We start from the raw sequence: 21706 nt of genomic DNA, 5'->3' as shown, positions 1-21706 counted from the left end.
TCAAACTTTTTGCGATGCTGAAAATTTTTCTCATGAGGTTGTTAATCTGAGTAAAGGTGGCAGAGTTAAAGGAGCTTTCCACCTCCAAAATGTCAATGCCTATCACAGCCGATTTAAAGGCTGGCTGCACCGATTCCACGGAGTTGCTACGAAATATTTACAAAATTATCTTGGATGGCGGCGTTCACTTGAGCAGCGCCCAGGTATATTGCCAGAATCTTTGCTGAGTATCTCATTGGAGCAATTTCAACTATTAAAGGGAACATAGCCTTTAAAAAAAATAAGGAAACAACCTAATGAAAAAAATTAAATTATCACTGACAGCGGCCATAGCCGCCGTATCCATTGCAATTTTTGCAATTTCCGCCCCCAGCGCATTTGCAACTACCACTTCGTGGGCTTTTTCGAGTTTTGATTATGACTCTTTTGACATTTCATTTAATGGCGGGGCCGTCTCTTCAAACCTTACCCTTACTGCCAATGCTGAAGCGAATGGGCTGACAAATGCGGGCACAGAAGCTCTCGTTGAAACGGGTGTTGCATACGCCTATGGCGAGGTTGACCGTGTTGAGGATTCAGAACTTTATAGTGAAGCAGCCATTGACGCAGTTGCCAATGATGAATACGCATATGCTGCCACCATGGTCAGTGGGACATATACAGCGACCGCTGCAGGCACCTTGACATTTTCCGTTGATTATCAGCTCGGTATAGGCGGTGATGCAGACGGAACCGATATCACCGATGTCTGGGCGGGCGTATCTTTGTTGATTGATGATGAAGTGACGTTAATGGATGACCTTGAGTTTTCCTGGTATGGCGATCTTGCAGACCTCTACAATGGAGAAATAACACCCTGGAGAGAACTGACCATGAGCCTTGAGCTTGATGCAAATGAGACCATCTCTTTTGCCCTGGTCGGCGAAAGCTATGCTGACGTCAATCCCGTGCCGGTTCCAGGTGCCGGCCTTCTGATGACCACCGGACTGATTGGCCTGGCCGCAATCAGAAGAAAAAAATAACCTGCTGAAAATCAAGTTCAAATAAAGCCGGAGGGTGCAAGCAAAGGCACTCTCCGGCTTTTTGCAGGGTGATCAATTAATGTTTGAGAAAAATTTTGCTTGACGCAGCTTTGGTTGTTCTGTTAACCACTATCTATTATGAAGGTTAACAAGACGTTGCCGGATAAGAGGCAAATAATTCTTAAAGCTTTATACCGGTCGGAGGGTGAACCTGTTTCCGGGGTCAAAATCAGTGAAGATGCCGGAATCTCCCGGGTGGCGGTCTGGAAACACATCAAGGCCTTGAAGCAGGCCGGCGTGGAGATTAAGTCTTTGCCTAAGGGGTATAAACTTCAGAACGCCGATAACCTGCTGTATCCTTTTTGCTTCCCACCACATCTTCAGGACAAAATTTTTTATTTTCCAGAACTTGACTCAACCATGGACCAGGCCCGAAAGATAGCCCGGCAAGGCGTCCCGCATGCCAGCTGCGTCATTGCCGAAATCCAGACAGCCTCCAGGGGCCGGCTAAACAGGCCATGGGCCTCTGACCGGGGCGGACTCTGGTTTACCCTGATCCTTAAACCGGATTTGCCGCCTCCCCTGGGGTGGACCATGAATTTTGCCGCGTCTGCCTGCATGTCCGAAGTGCTGGCCGGTTTATTTGACCTGGATGTCCGGGTTAAATGGCCCAATGACCTGCTGCTCAATGGCCGTAAACTGTCCGGGATGCTGGCGGAAATAGAAACCCGGGCGGATATGGTTAATTTCCTGTTTCTGGGCATTGGTCTTAATGTGAACAATGAACCGGAATCGGATCAATATCAGGCCATTTCCCTGAAAACAGCCCTGGGAAAATCTGTTTCCAGAAAACAGATCCTGATCCGGTTTTTGGATCTGTTTGAATCCCGTATTAAGTCTGTTGATCCGGCCCGGATCATCAACCAGTGGAAAGACAGAACCGCCACTATCGGCACCGAAGTCCGGGTTCAGACCCATAACCAGGTGTATGAGGGCAAGGCTTTAGATGTGGATGACACCGGTGCCCTTATTGTCAAAAGCCGGGACGGCATCACCCGAAAAATTATTTATGGTGATTGTTTTCACTCCTGAACCCCTCCTTGGAAAGAATGCTAAAACTATGGATACTTCTGTAAAACCAATTGTGTATTCAGCCCTTTTTATCGCCCTGATCAGCGTTGGCGCAATGATTGCCATACCTGTGGGCCCTGTTCCCATTGTACTTCAAAACATGTTTGTGCTTCTGGCGGGTTTGATTCTGCCGCCGGCCTGGGCTGCCGGGTGCGTCGCCGTTTATCTGCTCATGGGATTTGCCGGACTGCCGGTATTTGCCGGCGGCACCTCGGGTATTGGAAAGGTGTTCGGGCCCACCGGCGGTTATCTGCTGTCTTATCTGCCTGCCGTGTTCCTTACCTCAGTAATATCCGGCCACGCTGAAAAGAGACTGGTGCGAGATTGTGCAGCCACCATTGCGGGAATGGCGATAATTTATATGTTCGGGGTGCCCTGGTTGAAATGTGTGTTGGCTGTATCCTGGGGCAAGGCCATGGCTGTGGGCATGTATCCCTTTCTTGTCGGCGCGGTACTGAAAATGGCTGCAGCGGTTATCATCGCCCGAAAGCTTCGTCCCCTGATCCGATTTTAGGTTTTAGGCGTTTTATGGATACAGAGTTGCTGAAAATAGAGCATCTGACCCATGCCTTTGGTTCCGGGGAGGCAGGCATCTTTGACATCTGTCTGACCGTGTCCCGAAATGATTTCATCTTACTTGCCGGAAAAAACGGATGCGGAAAAACCACCCTGATCCGTCATTTTAACGGCTTATTGATGCCGGACACCGGCCGGATTCTGCTTAACGGGCAAGATATAAAAAAAAACCTGGTGTTTGCCCGCAAAAAAATCGGCATGGTGTTCCAGGACCCGGATACCCAGATCATCGCAGATACCGTGTTTGATGAAACCGCCTTTGGCCCGGAAAATTTAAACATGGGCCGGGAAGAGATTAATGAAAGCGTTTTAAGTACCCTTAACCTGCTCGACCTGGGGCATTTACGGGACAGAAACCCTGCCACGCTTTCCGGCGGGGAGAAGCGGCGTCTGGCCATTGCCGGTATCCTAGTCATGGAACCGGACCTTATTATTTTTGACGAGCCCTTTGCCAATCTGGATTATCCATCTATGGTATCCTTGGTCAAACTATGCCGAAAGCTGCACCAGTCCGGACATGCCATTGTCATGACCACCCATGATGTGGCACCGGTGATCACGCTTGCCACCAAAATGGTCGTCATGGACAAAGGACGGATTGCGGAAGAAGGCGATCCTGTTTCCCTTGCCCCTTGCCTTGAATCATATGGCGTGAAAAATCCGTTTACCCCCATGGCACAGGTCTGGGCATTGTGACTCTTTTTTCCTATCACCCCGGCAACACCGTATGGCATACTCTGGATGTCCGGTGCAAATGCCTTCTGGTCTGTCTGTTGAGCCTGACCGTACTGAAGACGGGATTGCCGGGGAATATTATCTGCTTGTGCTTTTTAATGGCGATACTGAAAACATTGGGGTTGGGTCCGGTAAGGCTTGTGACGCAGTTGAAAGCTTTTCTTTTATTTTTGATATTGATATTTTTCTGCCGGTGGGCGGCCACACCCGGCGATCCCATGGTGACCCTGTACGGATTCAGCCTGACCCGCCAGGGGTTTACTTCAGGTAGTTTGGTATCGATACGGTTTCTGGTCGTTATGCTGTTGGGGCTTATATTGACTGCCACCACAAGATCCATGGAAATCAAGGCGGCAGTCCAGTGGTTTTTCAAACCTGTTCCTTTTATTCCTGAAAACCGAGTGGCCGTGATGGCGGGTTTAGCCTTGAAATTCATGCCTTTGATCCTTGATAACGCCGGGGAAGTGACCCATGCGGTCAATGCCCGGTGCGGCAATTTGAGGAAAAATCCTGTGCGCCGACTTGTCAACCTGTCCTGGCCCCTGCTGAAAAAAACGTTTCAATCCGCAGATGACCTGAGCCTTGCCATGCAGGCCCGGTGTTACAGTGAACATCGGACGGATCCACGATTTATCCCCAATAGAAAAGAAAGTTGGATCGTGGGTCTGACACTTATTTTTTCCGCCGGGATGCTATTGATGGACTATTGGATCACTCAAATCTTAAACTGATTAACAGCCGCAGTCAGTTTTTCAGTAACCGTAAACAGGTCTTTCACTTCTTCCAGTATTGTGTTGCTGTGGTGACCGGTAGCCTCGGCGGCCAGGTTGACATGGATAATATCCTGGGTAATGCCTGCGGTCCAGGCAGAAATCCGGCCGGCTTTTTCAACCGCCTGGTTCGTCGTTTCGCGTCCCTTTTTTAAACGGGGATATACCATAAAATGGCGAATTTCATCTAAACCGGCCCACAACCCCGCATCCCAAGGCTTTACAACATTTTTACTTCTTGATAAAATCAATTTCATCTTTTAATCTAACGTTAAACGACCCGATACTCCAAAGCATATTTTATTTATGTACAAGCGGGAAAAAGGCGACTTATGAATTTTTGGGCTAACAGCCATGGGCCGACCTGGTCTATCTACACCCAGGCTCAATCCACAACAAAACATGAAAGGAATTGTTCTGAAAGATGAGCGGAAAGCCTGGGTGGGATGTGGATTCTGGAAGAAACAATAAAAAAGGATCTATCGTGTGACCATTAAAAATAAAATTTTGATCTCAGGTACACTCTTTTTTTTAATTTTTGCTACGCTTGCGTTGATGAGTGTCCGGCTCCACCGCGAGGTCTCCTTTAATTTGGACGCCCGGGACAAAGTTAATCGGAATTTGATCGATATTCAATCGTCTATAAAATGGAAGAATCATATAATCGGCCTGATAGAGAATATCGTTGCCCAGGAACATGTTCCGCCGCCGGCAAAAGAGCAGTTCCGGTTACCTGCCGACCGGTATCTTTCCAAGCATAAGATTCTGGCGGAATCAGGATTGCGGCTGGTTGACCTGATCTCCCTCAAAGAACAGGCGTCGGCAGATACGGATCAGGCTTTCAGGCAAATAAGAGATAAAATAAACCGGCTTTATCACCAACTGGATAAAAAAATGACAACCATGTTGGCCGTTCTCCAGTCGGATTATGTTCCCGGCGATAAGGTTTCTGAAAAGAGCACATTGGCACCGTATGTATTAAAAAGCATTAATCAACTCACAGTAGTTGCCCTCAATGCGCTTATATCCAAACAATTTTCAAACGATGCCAAAAGCATAGTTAAAAAAAATCAGCAGTTTATTTCATCACAGATTCAATGGATTGATTCGGACGGCAGCATTTCCGGGCTGTTTTCAGAATTGTTTATCCAACTAACTTCCCTTGAGCGGTTGATAGTTGAATCGAACAAGACGCTTTGTCATATTGACCAACAAATATTAGAGGCAAAATCTAATTTTGACCTGACAGCGCGGGAAATCGAAGTTGAGACCGGTGTTGCAACAGTCACGTTACAGCGTTCTTCTGCCAATAAAAACCTTAAAGATGCGAGCCGATTCAACCTGATAGCCACGATTTTATTTCTTTTTATTGTTCCTTTGTTGGTCATTGCTTTAGGTATTTCCGGCCTGAATACGGTTATTTTAGCGCCCATTAACCACCTCATAAATGCAATGAAAGGTATTGAAGACGGTAACTTTGATGTCATCGTCCCTATCCGCGCCGATGATGAGATAGGCAAACTTGCCTGGGCCTTTAATGCCATGGCGGCAAAAATTAAAACAAAAGTTGTGGAAATGTCACGGCAGGTGGAGATGGAGGCCTCAATGCGGCTGTCCCAGTTTATCATTGACAAAGCACCCATCGGCATCTGGCGGACAGGGAATAATGGCGAAATTATTGATGTGAATGAACAGGGTTGCCAAAGCCTTGGGTATTCCCGGGATGAGCTGTGCCACATGACAGTATATGATTTTGATCCCCATGCAAAAACCGACAGTTTAAAAGAAGCCCTTGATATGTTACGTGAAACCGGGACCACTTTCCATGAAAGCCAGCATCAGCGAAAGGACGGCCGGATATTCCCCATCCAAGTAACCAGCCGCATGATGACCTTTGAAGACCAGGAGTTCTCTGTGGCCTTTGTACAGGATGTTACCCGTCAGAAGGAAGATGAAAAAGAGCTGACCAGGCTGCGGAATTTTTTAATCAATATTATCAATTCAATGCCGTCCATACTTGTGGCCGTGGACCGGGACGGGAAAATTACCCAGTGGAACAACCGGACAGAGCAGATAACCGGGGTGGCGTTTGAAGATGCATATGCCAGGCCGCTGGGCAAAGTGTTCCCCGAATTGGCCGGCGAAATGAATCGCATCATGACCGCTATCAGGGAGCGCCGGGTGATAAGTACGCCAAAAGTATCATCTAACACCGGGCGGGAAGGCCGTTTTGAAGACCTTACCATCTACCCCCTGGTTGCCGCCAATGGCGTTGTAGACGGTGCGGTCATCCGAATCGATGACGTGACTGATCAGGTACGGCTTGAAGAGATGATGGTCCAAAGTGAAAAAATGTTGTCTGTTGGCGGGCTGGCAGCCGGCATGGCCCATGAAATCAACAATCCCTTGGCCGGCATCATACAAACGGCGAATGTGATGAAATCAAGACTGGGAAATCTGGAGATGCAGGCAAATCTTAAAATCGCCGATGAAACCGGCATATCTGTCGATCAGATCAGGTCCTTTATGCAAAAGAGGGGTATTTTAAGGATGTTGGACGCCATCAATGAATCCGGTCTACGCGTGGCCGAAATCGTAAATAATATGCTTAGTTTTTCCAGGAAATCAAATGCGGATTTTTCAAGTCATCATCCGGCTCAGCTTATGGACAGAACGCTTGAACTTGCCGGTACGGACTATGACATGAAAAAACAGTACGATTTCAAAACCATTAAAATTATAAAAGAGTATGAAAATAACCTGCCCATGATCGACTGTGAGGGGGTAAAAATTCAGCAGGTCCTGTTGAATATCCTGCGCAATGGTTCCCAGGCAATGCAGTCCCAGGGCATGGGCAGCGGTTACACACCCTGCTTTATCTTACGCATTGCTAAAGAAGAAAAGATGCTACGCATAGAAATCGAGGATAACGGTCCTGGTATGGACAAAGATACCCAGTCAAAAATTTTTGAACCGTTTTTCACCACAAAACCCATAGGTAGCGGAACCGGACTTGGGTTATCCGTTTCGTATTTCATCATTACGCAGAATCATGGCGGGACCATGGATGTGGCTTCCTCGTTAGGGAAAGGATCAAGGTTCATTATACGATTGCCATTGGAACAGATTGAGCAATAGAAGGGGGCTGCCGTTGAAAGTACTAGTCATTGATGATGAAAAAAATATCCGACAAAGCCTTGCCGCTTATCTGGAAGATAATGATTATGATGTTATAACAGCAGAAAACGGCAGGCAGGGCCTTGCATTTATCTCTTCTGAGAAACCTGATCTTGTACTGCTGGATTTGAGGATGCCGGGAATGGATGGTATTGACGTTTTGCGGCACGGAAAAAAGATAATCCCGGATCTGCCCGTGATCGTTATTTCAGGCGCAAATCATATTGGGGGTGTGGTAAAGGCATTACGCCACGGTGCATGGGATTATTTGGAAAAGCCCATTAAAAATTTTACCGTATTAGATCATTCAATAAATCGGGCTCTGGAAAAGAATAGATTAATTCAGGAAAATAAAGCGTACCAGGAAAATCTGGAAAGTATGGTAAAGGAAAGAACCTGTGAGCTTAAAAATGCCAACACACATTTATTCAACATCAATGCGCGGTTGCATAAAATTGTTGAAACCACACAACGATTGCATGGTTGCGTTGAAATGGAACATTTCGGCAAAAAGGTGCTTGAAGAATTTGCAGCCCATATGGCGGCCGGCGGCGGCAGTTTATATTTGCTTGGAGAGGATGGGCTGCGGCTTGTGCATTCAATTATTCCCGGGCATACGCCTGAATTCATCCCTTTTCCGTTACCTGATGACTCTGTATTCAAAACAATTTTGGAGAAGGGTCAGGCACTTCTTGTCGACAATATTAAGGAAGAAAATATTTATCTGCCCAGTGGATGGCCCGGGTATTCAAATGGTTCATTTCTTGCGTTCCCCATAAGAGAAGATTCCGGCAATCCCATTGGTGTCATCACGCTTCACAATAAACAAAGCCCCCCCTTTGTTGCCCAGGATAAAGAGATTGGCGCCATCCTTTCGTCCTATTGTTGCGAGACCATACGGGCCATCAAGGCATTTCAAGAGTCCAAAAGAAAGGAAATTCAGCTTCAACAAGCCCAGAAAATGGAAGCAATCGGCACACTGGCCGGAGGGATTGCCCATGATTTTAATAATATCCTTTCCGGTATCATCGGTTATGCAGAATTAGCCAAAATGGACATTGGTAACAATCAAAAGGCCCAAAAAAATATAGGCCAGGTGATGAACGGAGCAAGGCGTGCCAGTGAAATTGTCTCCCAGATCCTGACCTTCAGCAGGCAGGCCGAATCTGAAATGCAACCTTTAAAAATTTATCTGATCGTTAAAGAAGCTGTGAAATTCCTTCGATCGTCCATCCCTTCCACCATCCAAATTATAGAAAAAATTGACGCCAAAGGCAGGGTTGTGGCTGACGCAACCCAGATTCATCAGGTAGTGATGAATTTATGCACCAATGCATATCACGCCATGAGGGAGACCGGGGGAACCCTGTCCATATATTTAAGAAATGCTGAACTCTCCAGGGAAGAGCTGGAAGAGGGGTGCCCTTTCGGTGAGTATATTGCACTGCAGATAAAGGATACAGGATGCGGTATTGATAAAAAAATTATGGGCCGAATTTTTGATCCCTATTTCACAACCAAAGAAGTCTCCCAGGGAACAGGTCTGGGCTTGGCTGTTGTCAGCAGCATTGTAAAAAAACATAACGGCATGATAAAAGTTTACAGTCGGATCGGTAAGGGCACGGTTGTCGACATTTTTTTCCCGGTATTCAATAACCCACTGGATAAATGTACAAAACCGGAATACAGTATAAAAAATTCGGAAGGGACGGAACGTATTCTACTTGTTGATGATGAACACAGTATTCTGGATTGCACCCAGCAAATGCTTGCCAATATGGGATATACCGTATCCGGTTTTACTGATGGCATATCCGCATTCAAGGCCTTTGAGGAAAAACCGGATGCCTTTGACCTGGTGATTACCGATATGAGCATGCCCAATATGGACGGCAGGTTATTGTCGGAAAAAATTTTATCTCTGGCAAAGGATACCCCAATAATTCTTTGCACGGGATTTCATGAAACGTTTACTGAAAAGGACGCCGCTAAAATGGGTATTCGCCGGTATTTGCACAAACCTGTTCCCATACAAACCTTAACATTGGCCATTCGCGACGAATTAGGCAAACTTGGGGAGAACCATGGAACAAATTAAAGAAAGCATATTGATCGTTGATGATGAAATCTATATCAGACAGAGTTTTATTGACTATTTTGAAGACCGGGATTGGCTGGTCTTTGATGCGGAAAGTGGTGAATCCGCGCTGGAACTGCTCAAAAACCAGGCCTGTTCTGCGGCCATCGTAGATATTCGTATGACCGGGATGGATGGAGAAACATTTATCAGAAACGCATCAAAAAAATACCCCGCTATGGTTTTCATCATCTGTACAGGCTCACCTGAATATGAAACATCGGAAGATATTCGTCAATGCCCCAATGTTGCAGATCAAGTTTTTGGAAAGCCGGTAACAAATATTGATAAACTGGAAATAACAATCAAAAGCATGTTAGAACCTCCGATGAAATAACGTGCATAAAAATATTCGCCCACGGATTCTGGTCATAAAGGGGAAATGACTGCTGAATCCAACCCGGTAGCATGATCGGGCTTTTTTATGACGAATTCGACAGGCGCCAGGGTAAAATCATTTTTGACCTGTGCGGGGATGTGAAAAGAGCAGTCTTTATGCGCAGCATCCGTAACCGAAAAACTTGCCGAACCGGAGTGACTCCATGGTGGCATCTCATATCTCCTTAAAACCGGGTCAAGCGCTTTTTATATGAAACACCCAAAATGGTCTTGCCGGCGGTCCGCAAAAAACCAAGGATATTTTATGAAAAGAACAACCCCGTCCAATATCATATTCGCAAAAGGCCAGGCGCTGAAACAAATTATCCTTTCACTGTTTTTTGCCGTTTCCCTGCAGGGCTGCGGTCCGGGAGAACCGGTTCGCATCGGCTTTATCACCGGCACGTTCGGACACATGGCAGAGATGGGGATATCGGCGCGTTATGCGCTACAACTAGCTGTGGACCAATGCAATGAAAAGGGCGGCATCCACGGGCGCCGTGTGGAACTGGTGATCAGAGACAACCAGCATGATGTTGATGCGGCGGTAAGAGATGTACAGGAATTAATTGAACTGGGGGTTGATGCCATGATCGGTCCCATGTCCAGCACCATTGCCATGGCCATTGTACCTTACCTGAACCAATCTCAGATAGTCACTGTCTCCCCTACGGCGACCACGACACGGCTTTCCGGTCAGGACGACTATTTTTTCCGCGTCTGCCCCACTGCCGATGTCCAGGCACGGGTAAACGCCGATTACCAGATCCAGTCAGGAAATATGCAGCGCATTACTGTTGCCTTTCACAGGGGGAATCCTTCATTTTGTAAGTCCTTCATAAAAAATTTTAGAAAAACATTCCAGGCCGGCGGAGGGGAAATTCTTTCTGTTATAAGCTTTACATCCGAAGACGGACGTTCTTTTTTTCAAATCGCAGATGCGTTGCTAAAAAACAAACCGGATGGTGTCTTGATCGTCGCCAATGCCATGGATTCGGCCATGCTATGTCAGCAAATTCGTAAAATCAGTCTATCAGTCAAAATCACCTTGTCAAGCTGGAGTGCATCCCACAGGTTTATTGAGCTGGGCAGCTGGGCTGTTGAAGGTTCAACCCTGCCCATTTCCGTAGACTGGAACAGCTCTCATCCCCGGTATAAACAATTTCAAAAGATTTTTTATACCCGTTACCGGCTTGAGCCCGGAATCGGCAGCTTGAATGGCTATAATGCGGCCCAGGTGGTTCTGGCTGCATTAGAGACCCGTAAATCCGGGCAAAGTTTAAAAGATGCCATACTTTCTTTGGGCGAATTCAACGGGCTTCAAAGAAAAATCAAATTTGATGCATACGGGGATATGAACGGCGGAGTCTTTATGTACACAATCCGCAACCATCAATTTGAGCCGTTGGAATGAAGCCATGGGATCTAACATTTCTTTAAAAAATTATCTGTCCCGGCATTTTGCTGTAGTCGCAGTTTTGCCGGTGGTCACCATTGCCTGTCTGACCTACGGTTTCATGTTGCCGACCATTAAAGCCCGCACAGGTCTCCAGCACCAGGCCATGGCCCGCTCCATTGCCGGCCAGATATCCTCCCACCTGGCTGGCGGAGAACGCCAAATTCTCGCCCTGGCCGAATACCTAAGCAACCGGCAATTCAAAAATAACATGGACCTGGCTGATTTACTGGATGCCCATTGCGGTAACGGGGAATTTTTCGAAGCCCTGTTTGTGGTTGACAATAAAAACGGTTTGATTCAAGCGGCCGGCCTGGGCAAGTTCCATCGGCTCAAACGTTCCGATTTCATTGGACTGGATTTTCCCGGCCGCAGGTTTATCCTTTCCCAGAAAGGCTCTGAAAAACCGGCATGGTCACAAATATTTCTATCCACGCTCAATAGCCGGCCGGCGGTAGCGGCAACGTTTCCATTGGCAAATGGCGTTATTATCGGGGAAATGGCCTTGGATAACCTGTCTGCATTTATTGGCCATCTGCCCGTGAAGTCTGAATTGCTGACATTAGTGGTCGACGAGCGGGGAAAGGTATTGGCAGATTCCCTGGGGCAGTTTTGGGGGCAAATTTTGAAAGACGATTTTATTGCCGGAACAGGATCGAAAAATACACCCCGGCCGGTTTCAAAGACATTTGAACTCAATGGTCGAAAAATGTTGGGTACAGTGGTGGATATGGATGAAACCGGTTGGAAAATACTGATCGCCCAGCCGGTCGGCAAAGCGTTTCAGTCACTGTGGAATATCCTTACCTTAATTGGCCTGGGACTATTTCTTGCCCTGACCTTTTCCCTGTTCATCGGCCAAGTTCTGGCCGGCAAATTCTCCTTTGTTGTTGAATCCTATATCGAACGAACTGCATCCGTTGCCGACGGAGCCTACGATCTTCAATGGCCGCAACACAAAACAAAAGAATTCTCCCTTCTAAGCCAACGCCTTGAACGTATGGCACAAAAGATCAACCAGCGGGAAGATGAACTCAAAGCCGGCGAGGAGCGGATCAAGGATATTCTGGTCAATATCCCCGGCGTGGTGTTCCAGCACATTGCCGACCCTAAATCAGATACATCCCGGGCAGTTAACACTGTCGCCCGGGAACGGGGCATGGAAACTTTCGGCCTGGACTTCAATCATAAGAATTTGATTGAAAATTTTGTGGCCTGCCTTCCCGAAAATGATCAACCCCGTTTTGTCCAATCTGTGGAGGAAGCGATCGAATTACTCAAACCCTGGCATTATGAGGGACGATTTACTAAACCATCCGGAAAAAAAATTTGGTTTGAAGGCCATTCCACCCCCAGGAAAATCAATGATGTCATTTTTCATTATGGTGTATTAACGGATATCTCCCAGCGTAAAAACATGGAAACTTCTCTTCGTCTTGCAAAGTCCTCTTTAGACAAGGCCCCCATCGGCATCTGGCGGATGGGATATAACGGCAGGGTTCTGGACGTGAATGAACAAGGCTGCAGAAGCTTAGGCTATTCCCGGGAGGAACTTTGCCGCATGTCTGTGTTTGATTTTGATCCGGACCAGAGCGTTAACGTCTGGAAAAACATGGTAAAACAGCTGCGCAAGGCCGGGAGCGTAACCCTTGAAATGCATCACCGGCGCAAAAATGGAGATATCTTTCCCATCCAGGTCATAACAGCGATCATGTATTTTGAGGACCAGGAGTACTATCTCGCCTTTGTCCAGGACATTAGCGAACGCAAACAGATGGAGGAGATAATAATTCAAAGCGAAAAAATGTTGTCCGTGGGAGGGCTGGCCGCGGGCATGGCCCATGAGATCAACAACCCCCTGGCCGGTATGGTGCAGACCGCCCAGGTAATGGCACAGCGACTCACTGCAGACCTTGATATCTCCGCCAGCCGAAAAGCGGCAGAAGCAGCTGACACCAGTCTTGAGGCCATTGAGCAGTTCATGGCAGCCAGGGGCATACCACGGATGATCCGAACCATTATCGAGTCAGGGCAGCGGGTGTCTGAAATTGTGAACAATATACTCAATTTTTCCCGGAAAGACGAAGCAACCGTATCCACCCATTACCTGGACAAAATCCTGGACAAAACCGTTGAGCTTGCAGCAACGGATTACAATTTGAAAAAGGCGTATGACTTTAAACAAATTAAAATCACCAGGGAATATGACGGCAACTTGCCTGCCGTTCCCTGCCAGGCCGGGAAAATCCAACAGGTGATACTCAATATCCTGGCCAACGGGGCCATGGCTATGCAGGAGGCCGGAACTTCCAATCCCGAGTTCATTCTCAGGACCTTTGGCGCCCCGGCCCGGGACATGGTTTGTATGGAGATAGAGGACAACGGGCCCGGTATGAATGAAAAGACCCGCAAACAGATTTTTGATCCCTTTTTCACCACCAAGCCTGTGGGGGTAGGAACGGGATTGGGTCTAAGTGTCTCTTATTTTATCATCACCGAACACCATAAAGGCGAAATGGCGGTGGAATCAAGTCCCGGCGCAGGTGCTAAATTTGTTATCCGGATTCCTTTGACAGCACCTTAATTTTATCAAGGATCATTTCGCCATTTTTTTTTGCCCATAAGTCTTGAATTTTTCAAGTACGGTATCCATCTCTTCATCCGGCAGGATGACGGGATTTCCGATGCTTTTGGTCTGATAATAAATCCGGGCGACAAATTCAATTTCTTCGGCAACGGCAAAGGCTGTATCCATACCGCTGCCCACAGCCACAAGTCCGTGATTGGCAAGCAGCAGGGCGTTATAATCTCCAATATATTCGGCTACGATTTCAGCCAGCTCCAGGGTACCGAATGTAGCATAGGGTGCCAGGGGCACTTTTTTTCCGGCAAACCCCACAAGATAATGAACTGCCGGGATTTCCCACCCCAGACAGGCCATGGTAACCGCATAGGGGGAGTGGGTATGAACAACTGCCTGTATATCCTTACGCCGGTGATACAAAGAGAGGTGAAACCCAAGCTCGCTCGAAGGTTTGGCCTTTCCATCCATGATATTTCCCTGCATATCTGTGAGGACAACATCCTGGGGCTGTAATGCCGCGTACTCGATCCCGCTGGGACTGACGGCCACCGTTCCCGAATTCCTGTCAATAATGCTCAGATTTCCACCGGTACCCGTGGTCAGACCGGACTCCACCATTTTAAGACCAAAACGCACAACAGCTTCTCTCTCATCTTTCAATTTCATAAACGCCTCCGTAAGAAAATGGCCCACCTTTTTATGACAATTTGAAAACTCCGAATCTTGTCTATCACCTATTTTTTAAGGCTGCAAACACGCTCCAACAGGAATGATTAAACTCATACTGCGATCAAGACCGGTTCAATCCGCCCTCACCCTTAAAAAAAAGGCAAATTTCGGGACTCCGCTTTTGCTGAACCCATGATATTTAAAGGTCACTGTTGTTCCGACGGCAGGCGGATTGTTTCGAACCTTGTCTGTGAACCCGGTCCCTAATTTGAAAACAACGCCGTTTTCCAATTTTAACGTAAGCGAACCCATGGCATTGTGATATTTGCCTTTCCCCTTGTTAATACCAATAACAAGGCCTTCCATATCCCTGGCTTTTTTAACCTTGAGGAGATGGGCGCTTCTGCCGGTTTGATAGGGTATGTTGGGATTCTTTACAATCACGCCTTCACCGCCCCTTGATTCCACTTCAATAAAAAAACGGTCCAGGTCCGATCTATCTTGAATGAGAATCTGCGGGATCACCCTGACATGGGGAGCAGGATGGGTTTTAAACCACTCTTTCGCCCTGTCAAGGCGCTGTAAAAAGGTCCCTGGCTGATTAGGCACCTCAAAAATATGGTAACTTATTTTTTCCCACCCCGGACCAGGCTCGACATCAAGCACCACAGACTGAATAAACTCAAAATCCCCTTGTTTGCTCCACAACTCGCCATCCAATTCAAAGACGGGAAAGTTTTTGAGAAACCATGGGGGCGGGCACAGGGGCAGACCTTTACGGCTCAACAAACGACTGCCGTCCCAGTATCCCCTTATCCCATCAAGTTTTTCGCTCATTACCCACCCCTTGATGTCTTCTTTTCCGGTATACGACCGGGCCTTTTGCAAATGCAATGCTTCTGCCTGGCAAAACGTACAAAAAAAGAAGCTCACCATTGTCCCCAATGACCATATCCTGATAATTTTACAATCAATCCGGTTGGCGAAATCAGACATGAAACCTCACTTGGTTTGATTTGGAAATATTGGTGATCTGACAATCACGATAAATCCACCTTTTCATCTTTGATGAGCTTCAGGCAGGCGTCCACACAAGGGGGATGATACCGAATTCCTCGGCCATTCTGTATTTCCTCCAGTGCGGCGTCCATGCCAAGAGACGGCCTGTAGGGGCGGTGGGATGATATGGCCTCCACCACATCGGCAACCGTCAGTATTTTCGATTCAAGAAGAATTTCCTTATCGGTCAGATTCCTGGGATACCCCGAACCGTCAAGATATTCGTGGTGCTGATATACGATTTCCGCAACCGGCCATGGGAAATGAATGTTTTTCAAAATATCGTACCCGACCTGGGAATGGCATTTGATGATTTCATGCTCCTGGTGGGACAAAAGGGTCGGTTTGGACAAAAATTCGGACGGCAGGGCAATTTTGCCGATATCATGCAGGAGTGCGGCAAAATGCAGTCCTTCAATCCGCTGATCTGAAAGTCCGAGTTCTCGTGCAATGGCACAGGCCAATCGGTCAACCCGTGTCTGATGGCCAGCAGTGTAAGGATCACGTTTTTCCTCTGCGGAGACTAATGACTTTACGGTCTCCTCAAGATTTGCATGCAGGACGTCTCGACTCTTTTTAAGCGCTTCCATGGCCATTTTCCGATCCGTGATGTCCCGCGTCACCCCTCTATATCCCAAAAGCCCACCTTTTTCTGAAAAAACCGGAACCGCATTATTTTCGACAACCACATGCTGGCCGTTTTTTCCCTGGCATGTAGTTTCAAACCCTTTAAATGCCTTTTGACCGCCAAGTAGATTTTTGAAGGTGTCCTGATACAGGCTCTTTAAATTGACGGGAACGAAATCCATGATGGTTTTGTGCATGGTTTCGTTCGATGAAAAACCCAGCAAGTCTTCCACTCTGGGGCTTGAATAGGTATACCGTCCCTTTTCATCGCTTTCCCATATCCAGTCACTGGTATTTTCCAGAAGGTTCCGAAAGCGCTCTTTGCTTTCTTTCAGCGATTCATTCAATTCGTTACGTTCAATTAAGGTAAGCATCAGTTCATTGTCGGCCTTCATGGTCTGGCGAATGGAATACAGGGAGAGAATCAGAACGATGCCCAGAATAATGGTGGAAATGGCGATAAACTTATTGCGTATGGCGTCGATTTCCGCATAAATGTCATCGAGATACATACCGGTACCCACAATCCAGCCCCATGGTTGAAAGCCCTTGATATAAGACAATTTGTCAGACATTCTGTTGGGGTCGTCTTTCCACTGCCACTGATAATCAACGTACCCGGCGCCTTTCTCCGCAACCACCTCGTTAAACCTTAAATAAAGCCTTTTGAGATCTGAATCCTGGATATCGTTGATGTCCTTGTTCACAATAGTCGAGCGATACGGATGCATAATCATCCGTGGCGTCATGTCGGTAATCCAGAAATAATCTTTTTTTTCAGGACCGTACCGGAGTGTGCCGATCCGGAGGAGTGCCCGGTTCTGAGCATCGGGCCGGGTCAGTTCACCGGACAGCTCTCGTTCGTGGTAGTTGTCAACCAGGCTCCAGACCGTTTCAGACAACTCGCGGATCATTTCTTTCTTCCTGCTGATAAAGCTTTGTTCAATATGAGGAAGAAAAATAATAAACATGGCGATGACATAAAGAACGACCGTCAAAAGTGCCGGCACAGCAATTCGCCGCGAGGTGGTCTTAAACATCTTCTGCATCACATTTTCGAGCATATGGCACGGCCCTCCCTAAAAAAGATAGAATTAAAATAACTACTTAAATTTATTATTAATATATTCACATAAATCAAAAAAAATGTCAATCTTTCTCAAAGTATGCCCGAGCACCTCTGAATATCTTAAAGAACTTGGACCAGGGGACTGTCCAGTTTACGGTTGGCATCGGTTTGTCAATGTTTGGATCAAAATCAGATCCGGATACTCTCGAAAATATCATGAGGCGGGCAGATTCTGCGCTATATACAGCAAAAAACAAGGGGATATTTAATCTTGATTATTTACAACGGACATTCAAATTGATAAATTTATTTAGTTATGCTTCAATGAATCAAAAAAAAGAGGGGAAAATGACTTCCCAAAAAGTATATCAAAATTCATCTGACTGGCGTAATTCTAAAAGGTTGGATTGCGAGGTGCCGGTTGATATCTTTTTTAAGGGAAAACTTTATAGAGGAACTAGTGTCAACATAAGTGAGACTGGGATTTTTATTAAATCTATCCCATTAGATGATTTCAAAATTTTTGATAAACTCACGATAACTTTTCAGAGACCTGATTTAAAACCCGTCAAGGAGGTTGGCAGGGTGGCAAGAAAAACCAATGAAGGTATTGGAATTCTTTACTTAGGTGAAAATCATCCAAAGGCAAGCTGGCTCAGACCAAATATTGAAGACCTTTTTATCTCTTAAAAATACTATAGTTCCGGTCAAATGGCTTGATACTTTAGTCCAAATCGTGTGGTATAATCGCACTCGAAGTTTACCCAAGAGACAGAGTAGCTATTCCGGTTACCTCGATTCTCAATTTTGTTCATCAAGAGCAGCATCGTCCCGCCAAAAGGCATCTTCAATATCACAAGTTTCCTTATCAACCCAGCGCAGGTCTTGGCGGTAACCTTGCCAAACGCACTTTCAAGCTGCTGAATTAAATTATTCATTGTAAAATCACAATTGCGGCCAATTTCATTTTTAACAATGCCCCAACATGTCTCTCTTGTGGATTTTGGGTGGGCCGTCCGAAAAAAGATTGGGCCCAGGTATCGTTCACTCTTACCGGGACGCCTTTCGCCTCCGGGACCCGGGCCCTCAAGCCGCCGCATATCCGCTTGACATAAGCCTTCCCATGGGAAATCTCTAAGACATTGCCAAATGCTTGGAAATCTATTACATTTGATTTAGCTTTTAAGCGCATGTGCTGTATCCGGCACACACAAGGCCCTCGACCCAATAGCGCACGCGGACGCAGTCTGCTTGGTCCGCGCATGGCGCGGAGCAGCACCACCATTGCATCTAATAACGGCCATGGGCCGACCTGACATATCAATTGCCAGGCATAGCCCACAACAAAACATGAAAGTAACTTGGCGGTACTTTCATATACACCAGCAGGACTATGTGATGATCATCTCGTTGACTTGAAAATAACATTTATCAGGAGGATGAAATGCTATTTATTACCAATCGGTTTCCAAGACAGAGCATTAGATCACGTAAAGGACGAAAGTTTGATTTTGACCTGGATAACAATGCGCCCAGCAATTCGGTCTTTTTTTGCGAAACAACAGGTGATGACTCCTGCCGGGAATTGGGGAGCATAGACTTTCTTTCTCAGCTTAAAAAATCGCCCTATCGGCAAATTCTCATCTACCTTCATGGTTTCTCCAATCTACCCCAAAGTGTATTTAAAGCAGCAGAGGAATTTCAAAGGTTATGCGATCATAAAAAGAAGGAAGAGATCCTGGTTGTTCCCTTGATATGGCCCTGTGACAATGACTTTGGGATTGTTAAAGACTATTGGGATGATCAAAAATCAGCTGATTCAAGCGCCTATTCGTTTGCCCGGGTTTTAGAAAAGTTTTTAGCCTGGCGAAGTTCGGAAAAGTACAATCCTCAATCTGACCCTTGCTTCAAGAGGATTAATATTCTGGCGCATTCAATGGGAAATAGAGTTTTAAGAGAGACTTTAGCCGTTTGGAATAAATACGACCTTTCTGATGGCGTTCCGCAAGTTTTTCGCAGTACATTCCTCGTCGCTGCTGATATAGTAAATGAGTCACTGCACAAGAATGAACGGGGTGAATTGATATGCCATTCATCGCGAAATGTTATCGTGTACCATGCATCTGATGATTTAGCACTCCGCGCCAGCAAGGCTTCAAATCTTAAAAATAAAATAGCCTCTCGCCGTCTTGGACATACCGGTCCTGAAGATATGCACAAGACACCTGCAAATGTTTATTCCGTCGACTGTGATGATGTCAATAATGCTTATGACAACCCAACCGGGCATTCCTACTTTAGATCAGGAAGAGTGAGCGGGCGGCCGGGATTAGTCTTTGAGCACATCTTTGACACCTTGCAGTCAGGAAGAGTGTTCCCTGAAGATGAGTTTCGGCGTACTACAATAATCAGAGAAAAATAGATTCCCGTCCCTTGGAATAGGGGGCCAGGCAATACAGTGTCATTTTGACATTACAACGGATATCGCGGATTGTGTTCCGGTGCTTAAGAACATCCGAAGGCCTTAACATCCCACCGGTATGGGGGATTGAAACGCAATCCCATGGAAATGAAAACCGGTGTTCATAAATTTTTGCTTAACTTACATGGCCGGACAAAGTGATGATAAAAACTGAACATACATACAATATGCTTAAAAGGTGGATTACTGAAACAACAGGTCATACGCAAATAGCCCCTGAACTTGCTCCGGAAGAGCGGGGTGACCATGCTTTTGTTTCTGTCTATCTCAAGGAGATAGCAAGTTCCGTCACAACAGGTGCAAGACCTGTTAATAATACAGTACAGTTGGTTCTAACATATCTTATCACTGTTATTTCAGATGATATTCACCTTATAAACGATACCGTAGCGACACTGACAGTGGCAGCCCTTGGCCATGACACTATTGAAGTTGATCAAAAAGGCCTCTTGCCGTCAGAATGGCAGGCAATGAATCTTACGCCCAAACCGTCCCTGTTAATAAAGATACCACTGAACTGTGAGAAAGAGAAAAAATCACCAGTACTGGTTGAAAAACCACATGTTCTGAAAGGTAACATCATTAAGTAAAATTAAGGAGACCATTATGGCTTTAAGCTACCAGACCCCGGGAATTTATGTTGAAGAAACAGCATCAGGCCCAAGACCCATTGAGGCCGTCGGCACAAGTACCGTAGGTTTTATTGGAACGGCACCAAATGCCAACGCCCATGTTAATGAGCTTGTCCCCGTAACAAACTGGCTTCAGTTTGTAAAAGAATTTGTTTCTCATGGTGATCAGAGCACAGATCTTTCCCAGGCGGTATTCGGTTTTTTTCAAAACTGCAGCGGCCTTTGTTATATCGTAAATGTCGGAAAAAACGGAAATCTTTCCGGAAGTAGCGGGGCCGGACGCGAAGGCCTTGATCTTTTTGAAGAGATTGACGAGATTGCCATTGTTGCTGCACCCGGATGCACGGATCCTGCATCCTATGATGCTGTCCTAACGCATTGTGAAAAAATGAAAGACAGGGTGGCAGTGCTTGACGGCCCGAAAGAGGTAACGTTGTTGAACAACCTTACAAAAGTGGCTGCACCAAAACCAGCAGCCGGTTCAGGTGGCGATTCTGATGCCGGTACAGCCACGCCTAAAGAACAAGGGCTGCGTGCCAGAACATCGGACAGCGGTTTTGGCTCATTTTATTTTCCTTGGCTTGTTGTCAAAGATCCGCTTTCACCAAAAAAAATGGTTACGGTTCCTCCTTCAGGCCACATCGCAGGAATTTATGCAAGGGTTGATTCCACAAGGGGCGTTCATAAAGCACCGGCAAACGAATCTATTCGCGGTGCTTTGGATCTTTCTTACCGTGTCACCCGTGAGGAGCAGGGGGAGCTGAATATTAACGGCGTGAACTGCATTCGATTTTTTCCGGGTCAGGGGATCAGGGTCTGGGGAGCCAGAACTCTTGCTGAAAGTAGCAGCGAATGGAAGTACATTAACGTTAGGCGCCTGTTTAATATGATTGAGGAATCCATTGCCAGAAGCACACAGTGGGTGGTTTTTGAACCCAATGATGCAACCTTATGGAATTCCATTAAACGGGATGTGTCTGCCTTTCTAACCATGCTTTGGAGACAGGGTGCATTGAAAGGAACTACGCCGGAAGAAGCCTTTTTTGTTAAGTGTGATGATGAAATCAATCCTTCTGATGTGATCAATGCCGGGATGGTCGTGACGGTAATAGGCGTCGCCCCTGTTAAGCCCGCTGAGTTTGTTGTCTTTAAAATAGGACAGTCTGAAGGCGGTATAGAAACAAGTGAAGAAGAATAATCGA

At 46.5% G+C, this 21706-nt stretch carries 19 protein-coding genes and 1 pseudogene; 15 read left to right on the top strand and 5 right to left on the bottom strand.

Annotated elements, in window-relative coordinates; translation table 11 throughout:
• The 6 genes and pseudogenes from B147_RS31510 to B147_RS31245 all read left to right on the top strand — a co-directional run.
• A pseudogene (locus B147_RS31510) lies at nucleotides 1-268 on the top strand (IS1595 family transposase); the annotation flags it as partial.
• Between the two features lie 28 nt (nucleotides 269-296).
• Nucleotides 297-1022 (top strand): VPLPA-CTERM sorting domain-containing protein, encoded by a 726-nt coding sequence (locus tag B147_RS0114885; RefSeq protein WP_020587996.1) that lies wholly within the window; start codon nucleotides 297-299, stop codon nucleotides 1020-1022.
• A gap of 156 nt (nucleotides 1023-1178) precedes the next feature.
• Nucleotides 1179-2114 (top strand): biotin--[acetyl-CoA-carboxylase] ligase, encoded by a 936-nt coding sequence (locus tag B147_RS0114880; RefSeq protein ID WP_020587995.1) that lies wholly within the window; start codon nucleotides 1179-1181, stop codon nucleotides 2112-2114.
• Between the two features lie 28 nt (nucleotides 2115-2142).
• Nucleotides 2143-2667: a biotin transporter BioY gene (locus B147_RS0114875; protein ID WP_020587994.1), complete on the top strand. Its 525-nt coding sequence runs from the start codon at nucleotides 2143-2145 to the stop codon at nucleotides 2665-2667.
• Nucleotides 2668-2681: 14 nt separating this feature from the next.
• Nucleotides 2682-3425, top strand: coding sequence for an energy-coupling factor ABC transporter ATP-binding protein (locus tag B147_RS0114870; RefSeq protein ID WP_020587993.1), 744 nt, complete (start codon nucleotides 2682-2684; stop codon nucleotides 3423-3425).
• Entirely contained in the window at nucleotides 3422-4195 is a 774-nt protein-coding gene (locus tag B147_RS31245) for an energy-coupling factor transporter transmembrane component T family protein (protein WP_157237897.1), read from the top strand. The genes B147_RS0114870 and B147_RS31245 overlap by 4 nt, the downstream gene beginning before the upstream one ends.
• On the opposite strand, the gene B147_RS0114855 is transcribed toward B147_RS31245, so the two are convergent.
• Nucleotides 4180-4491, bottom strand: coding sequence for a hypothetical protein (locus B147_RS0114855; RefSeq protein ID WP_020587990.1), 312 nt, complete (start codon nucleotides 4489-4491; stop codon nucleotides 4180-4182). The genes B147_RS31245 and B147_RS0114855 overlap by 16 nt on opposite strands.
• A gap of 229 nt (nucleotides 4492-4720) precedes the next feature.
• Between B147_RS0114855 and B147_RS30375 the strand changes: the two genes are divergently transcribed.
• The 3 genes from B147_RS30375 to B147_RS0114840 are packed head-to-tail and all read left to right on the top strand — an operon-like array spanning nucleotide 4721 to nucleotide 9885.
• Complete coding sequence (locus tag B147_RS30375; protein WP_020587989.1) at nucleotides 4721-7372, top strand: PAS domain S-box protein; 2652 nt, start codon at nucleotides 4721-4723, stop codon at nucleotides 7370-7372.
• Nucleotides 7373-7385: 13 nt separating this feature from the next.
• Entirely contained in the window at nucleotides 7386-9509 is a 2124-nt protein-coding gene (locus B147_RS0114845) for a response regulator (RefSeq protein WP_020587988.1), read from the top strand.
• Nucleotides 9496-9885: a response regulator gene (locus tag B147_RS0114840; protein ID WP_020587987.1), complete on the top strand. Its 390-nt coding sequence runs from the start codon at nucleotides 9496-9498 to the stop codon at nucleotides 9883-9885. The genes B147_RS0114845 and B147_RS0114840 overlap by 14 nt, the downstream gene beginning before the upstream one ends.
• 32 nt (nucleotides 9886-9917) lie before the next feature.
• On the opposite strand, the gene B147_RS0114835 is transcribed toward B147_RS0114840, so the two are convergent.
• Nucleotides 9918-10100 carry a hypothetical protein gene (locus B147_RS0114835; protein ID WP_020587986.1) on the bottom strand — a complete coding sequence of 61 codons (183 nt, stop codon included), beginning with the start codon at nucleotides 10098-10100 and terminating at the stop codon, nucleotides 9918-9920.
• Nucleotides 10101-10191: 91 nt separating this feature from the next.
• Between B147_RS0114835 and B147_RS0114830 the strand changes: the two genes are divergently transcribed.
• Nucleotides 10192-11340, top strand: coding sequence for an ABC transporter substrate-binding protein (locus B147_RS0114830; RefSeq protein WP_020587985.1), 1149 nt, complete (start codon nucleotides 10192-10194; stop codon nucleotides 11338-11340).
• Nucleotides 11341-11344: 4 nt separating this feature from the next.
• Nucleotides 11345-13966, top strand: coding sequence for a PAS domain S-box protein (locus tag B147_RS30370; RefSeq protein WP_020587984.1), 2622 nt, complete (start codon nucleotides 11345-11347; stop codon nucleotides 13964-13966).
• 12 nt (nucleotides 13967-13978) lie between these two features.
• Here the strand turns inward: B147_RS30370 and B147_RS0114820 are convergent, their stop codons facing one another.
• The 3 genes from B147_RS0114820 to B147_RS0114810 all read right to left on the bottom strand — a co-directional run bounded on the left by B147_RS0114820 (nucleotide 13979) and on the right by B147_RS0114810 (nucleotide 17385).
• The gene (locus B147_RS0114820; RefSeq protein ID WP_020587983.1) at nucleotides 13979-14632 is read right to left on the bottom strand and encodes an L-fuculose-phosphate aldolase; all 654 of its coding nucleotides are present in this window, start codon (nucleotides 14630-14632) and stop codon (nucleotides 13979-13981) included.
• 135 nt (nucleotides 14633-14767) lie between these two features.
• On the bottom strand, nucleotides 14768-15571 hold the full coding sequence (locus B147_RS0114815) for a DNA ligase (RefSeq protein WP_051085672.1): 804 nt from the start codon (nucleotides 15569-15571) through the stop codon (nucleotides 14768-14770).
• A 104-nt stretch (nucleotides 15572-15675) separates the two neighbouring features.
• On the bottom strand, nucleotides 15676-17385 hold the full coding sequence (locus B147_RS0114810) for a cache domain-containing protein (protein ID WP_020587981.1): 1710 nt from the start codon (nucleotides 17383-17385) through the stop codon (nucleotides 15676-15678).
• A gap of 179 nt (nucleotides 17386-17564) precedes the next feature.
• Between B147_RS0114810 and B147_RS0114805 the strand changes: the two genes are divergently transcribed.
• The 4 genes from B147_RS0114805 to B147_RS0114780 all read left to right on the top strand — a co-directional run bounded on the left by B147_RS0114805 (nucleotide 17565) and on the right by B147_RS0114780 (nucleotide 21702).
• Nucleotides 17565-18080, top strand: a complete 516-nt coding sequence (locus tag B147_RS0114805; protein WP_020587980.1) for a PilZ domain-containing protein — start codon at nucleotides 17565-17567, stop codon at nucleotides 18078-18080.
• Between the two features lie 754 nt (nucleotides 18081-18834).
• The gene (locus tag B147_RS0114790) at nucleotides 18835-19812 is read left to right on the top strand and encodes an alpha/beta hydrolase (RefSeq protein ID WP_020587977.1); all 978 of its coding nucleotides are present in this window, start codon (nucleotides 18835-18837) and stop codon (nucleotides 19810-19812) included.
• Between the two features lie 200 nt (nucleotides 19813-20012).
• A complete protein-coding gene (locus B147_RS0114785; RefSeq protein WP_020587976.1) occupies nucleotides 20013-20462 on the top strand; it encodes a hypothetical protein in 450 nt (149 codons plus the stop codon).
• A gap of 16 nt (nucleotides 20463-20478) precedes the next feature.
• Complete coding sequence (locus B147_RS0114780) at nucleotides 20479-21702, top strand: phage tail sheath family protein (protein ID WP_020587975.1); 1224 nt, start codon at nucleotides 20479-20481, stop codon at nucleotides 21700-21702.
• Nucleotides 21703-21706 lie beyond the last annotated feature (4 nt).

The sequence above is a fragment of the Desulfobacter curvatus DSM 3379 genome (assembly GCF_000373985.1).
GTDB lineage: Bacteria > Desulfobacterota > Desulfobacteria > Desulfobacterales > Desulfobacteraceae > Desulfobacter > Desulfobacter curvatus.
This window is presented reverse-complemented; position numbering and strand designations above follow the sequence as displayed.

Bases quoted from the DNA above. Each gene is read 5' to 3' on its own strand.
- B147_RS0114790 (WP_020587977.1), top strand. From the start codon at position 18,835: ATGCTATTTATTACCAATCGGTTTCCAAGACAGAGCATTAGATCACGT.
- B147_RS30370 (WP_020587984.1), top strand. From the start codon at position 11,345: ATGGGATCTAACATTTCTTTAAAAAATTATCTGTCCCGGCATTTTGCT.
- B147_RS0114805 (WP_020587980.1), top strand. From the start codon at position 17,565: ATGTTTGGATCAAAATCAGATCCGGATACTCTCGAAAATATCATGAGG.
- B147_RS0114785 (WP_020587976.1), top strand. From the start codon at position 20,013: ATGATAAAAACTGAACATACATACAATATGCTTAAAAGGTGGATTACT.
- B147_RS0114875 (WP_020587994.1), top strand. From the start codon at position 2,143: ATGGATACTTCTGTAAAACCAATTGTGTATTCAGCCCTTTTTATCGCC.
- B147_RS0114840 (WP_020587987.1), top strand. From the start codon at position 9,496: ATGGAACAAATTAAAGAAAGCATATTGATCGTTGATGATGAAATCTAT.
- B147_RS0114855 (WP_020587990.1), bottom strand. From the start codon at position 4,491: ATGAAATTGATTTTATCAAGAAGTAAAAATGTTGTAAAGCCTTGGGAT.
- B147_RS0114815 (WP_051085672.1), bottom strand. From the start codon at position 15,571: ATGGTGAGCTTCTTTTTTTGTACGTTTTGCCAGGCAGAAGCATTGCAT.
- B147_RS0114830 (WP_020587985.1), top strand. From the start codon at position 10,192: ATGAAAAGAACAACCCCGTCCAATATCATATTCGCAAAAGGCCAGGCG.
- B147_RS0114870 (WP_020587993.1), top strand. From the start codon at position 2,682: ATGGATACAGAGTTGCTGAAAATAGAGCATCTGACCCATGCCTTTGGT.
- B147_RS0114835 (WP_020587986.1), bottom strand. From the start codon at position 10,100: ATGCCACCATGGAGTCACTCCGGTTCGGCAAGTTTTTCGGTTACGGAT.
- B147_RS0114820 (WP_020587983.1), bottom strand. From the start codon at position 14,632: ATGAAATTGAAAGATGAGAGAGAAGCTGTTGTGCGTTTTGGTCTTAAA.
- B147_RS0114780 (WP_020587975.1), top strand. From the start codon at position 20,479: ATGGCTTTAAGCTACCAGACCCCGGGAATTTATGTTGAAGAAACAGCA.
- B147_RS0114810 (WP_020587981.1), bottom strand. From the start codon at position 17,385: ATGCTCGAAAATGTGATGCAGAAGATGTTTAAGACCACCTCGCGGCGA.
- B147_RS0114885 (WP_020587996.1), top strand. From the start codon at position 297: ATGAAAAAAATTAAATTATCACTGACAGCGGCCATAGCCGCCGTATCC.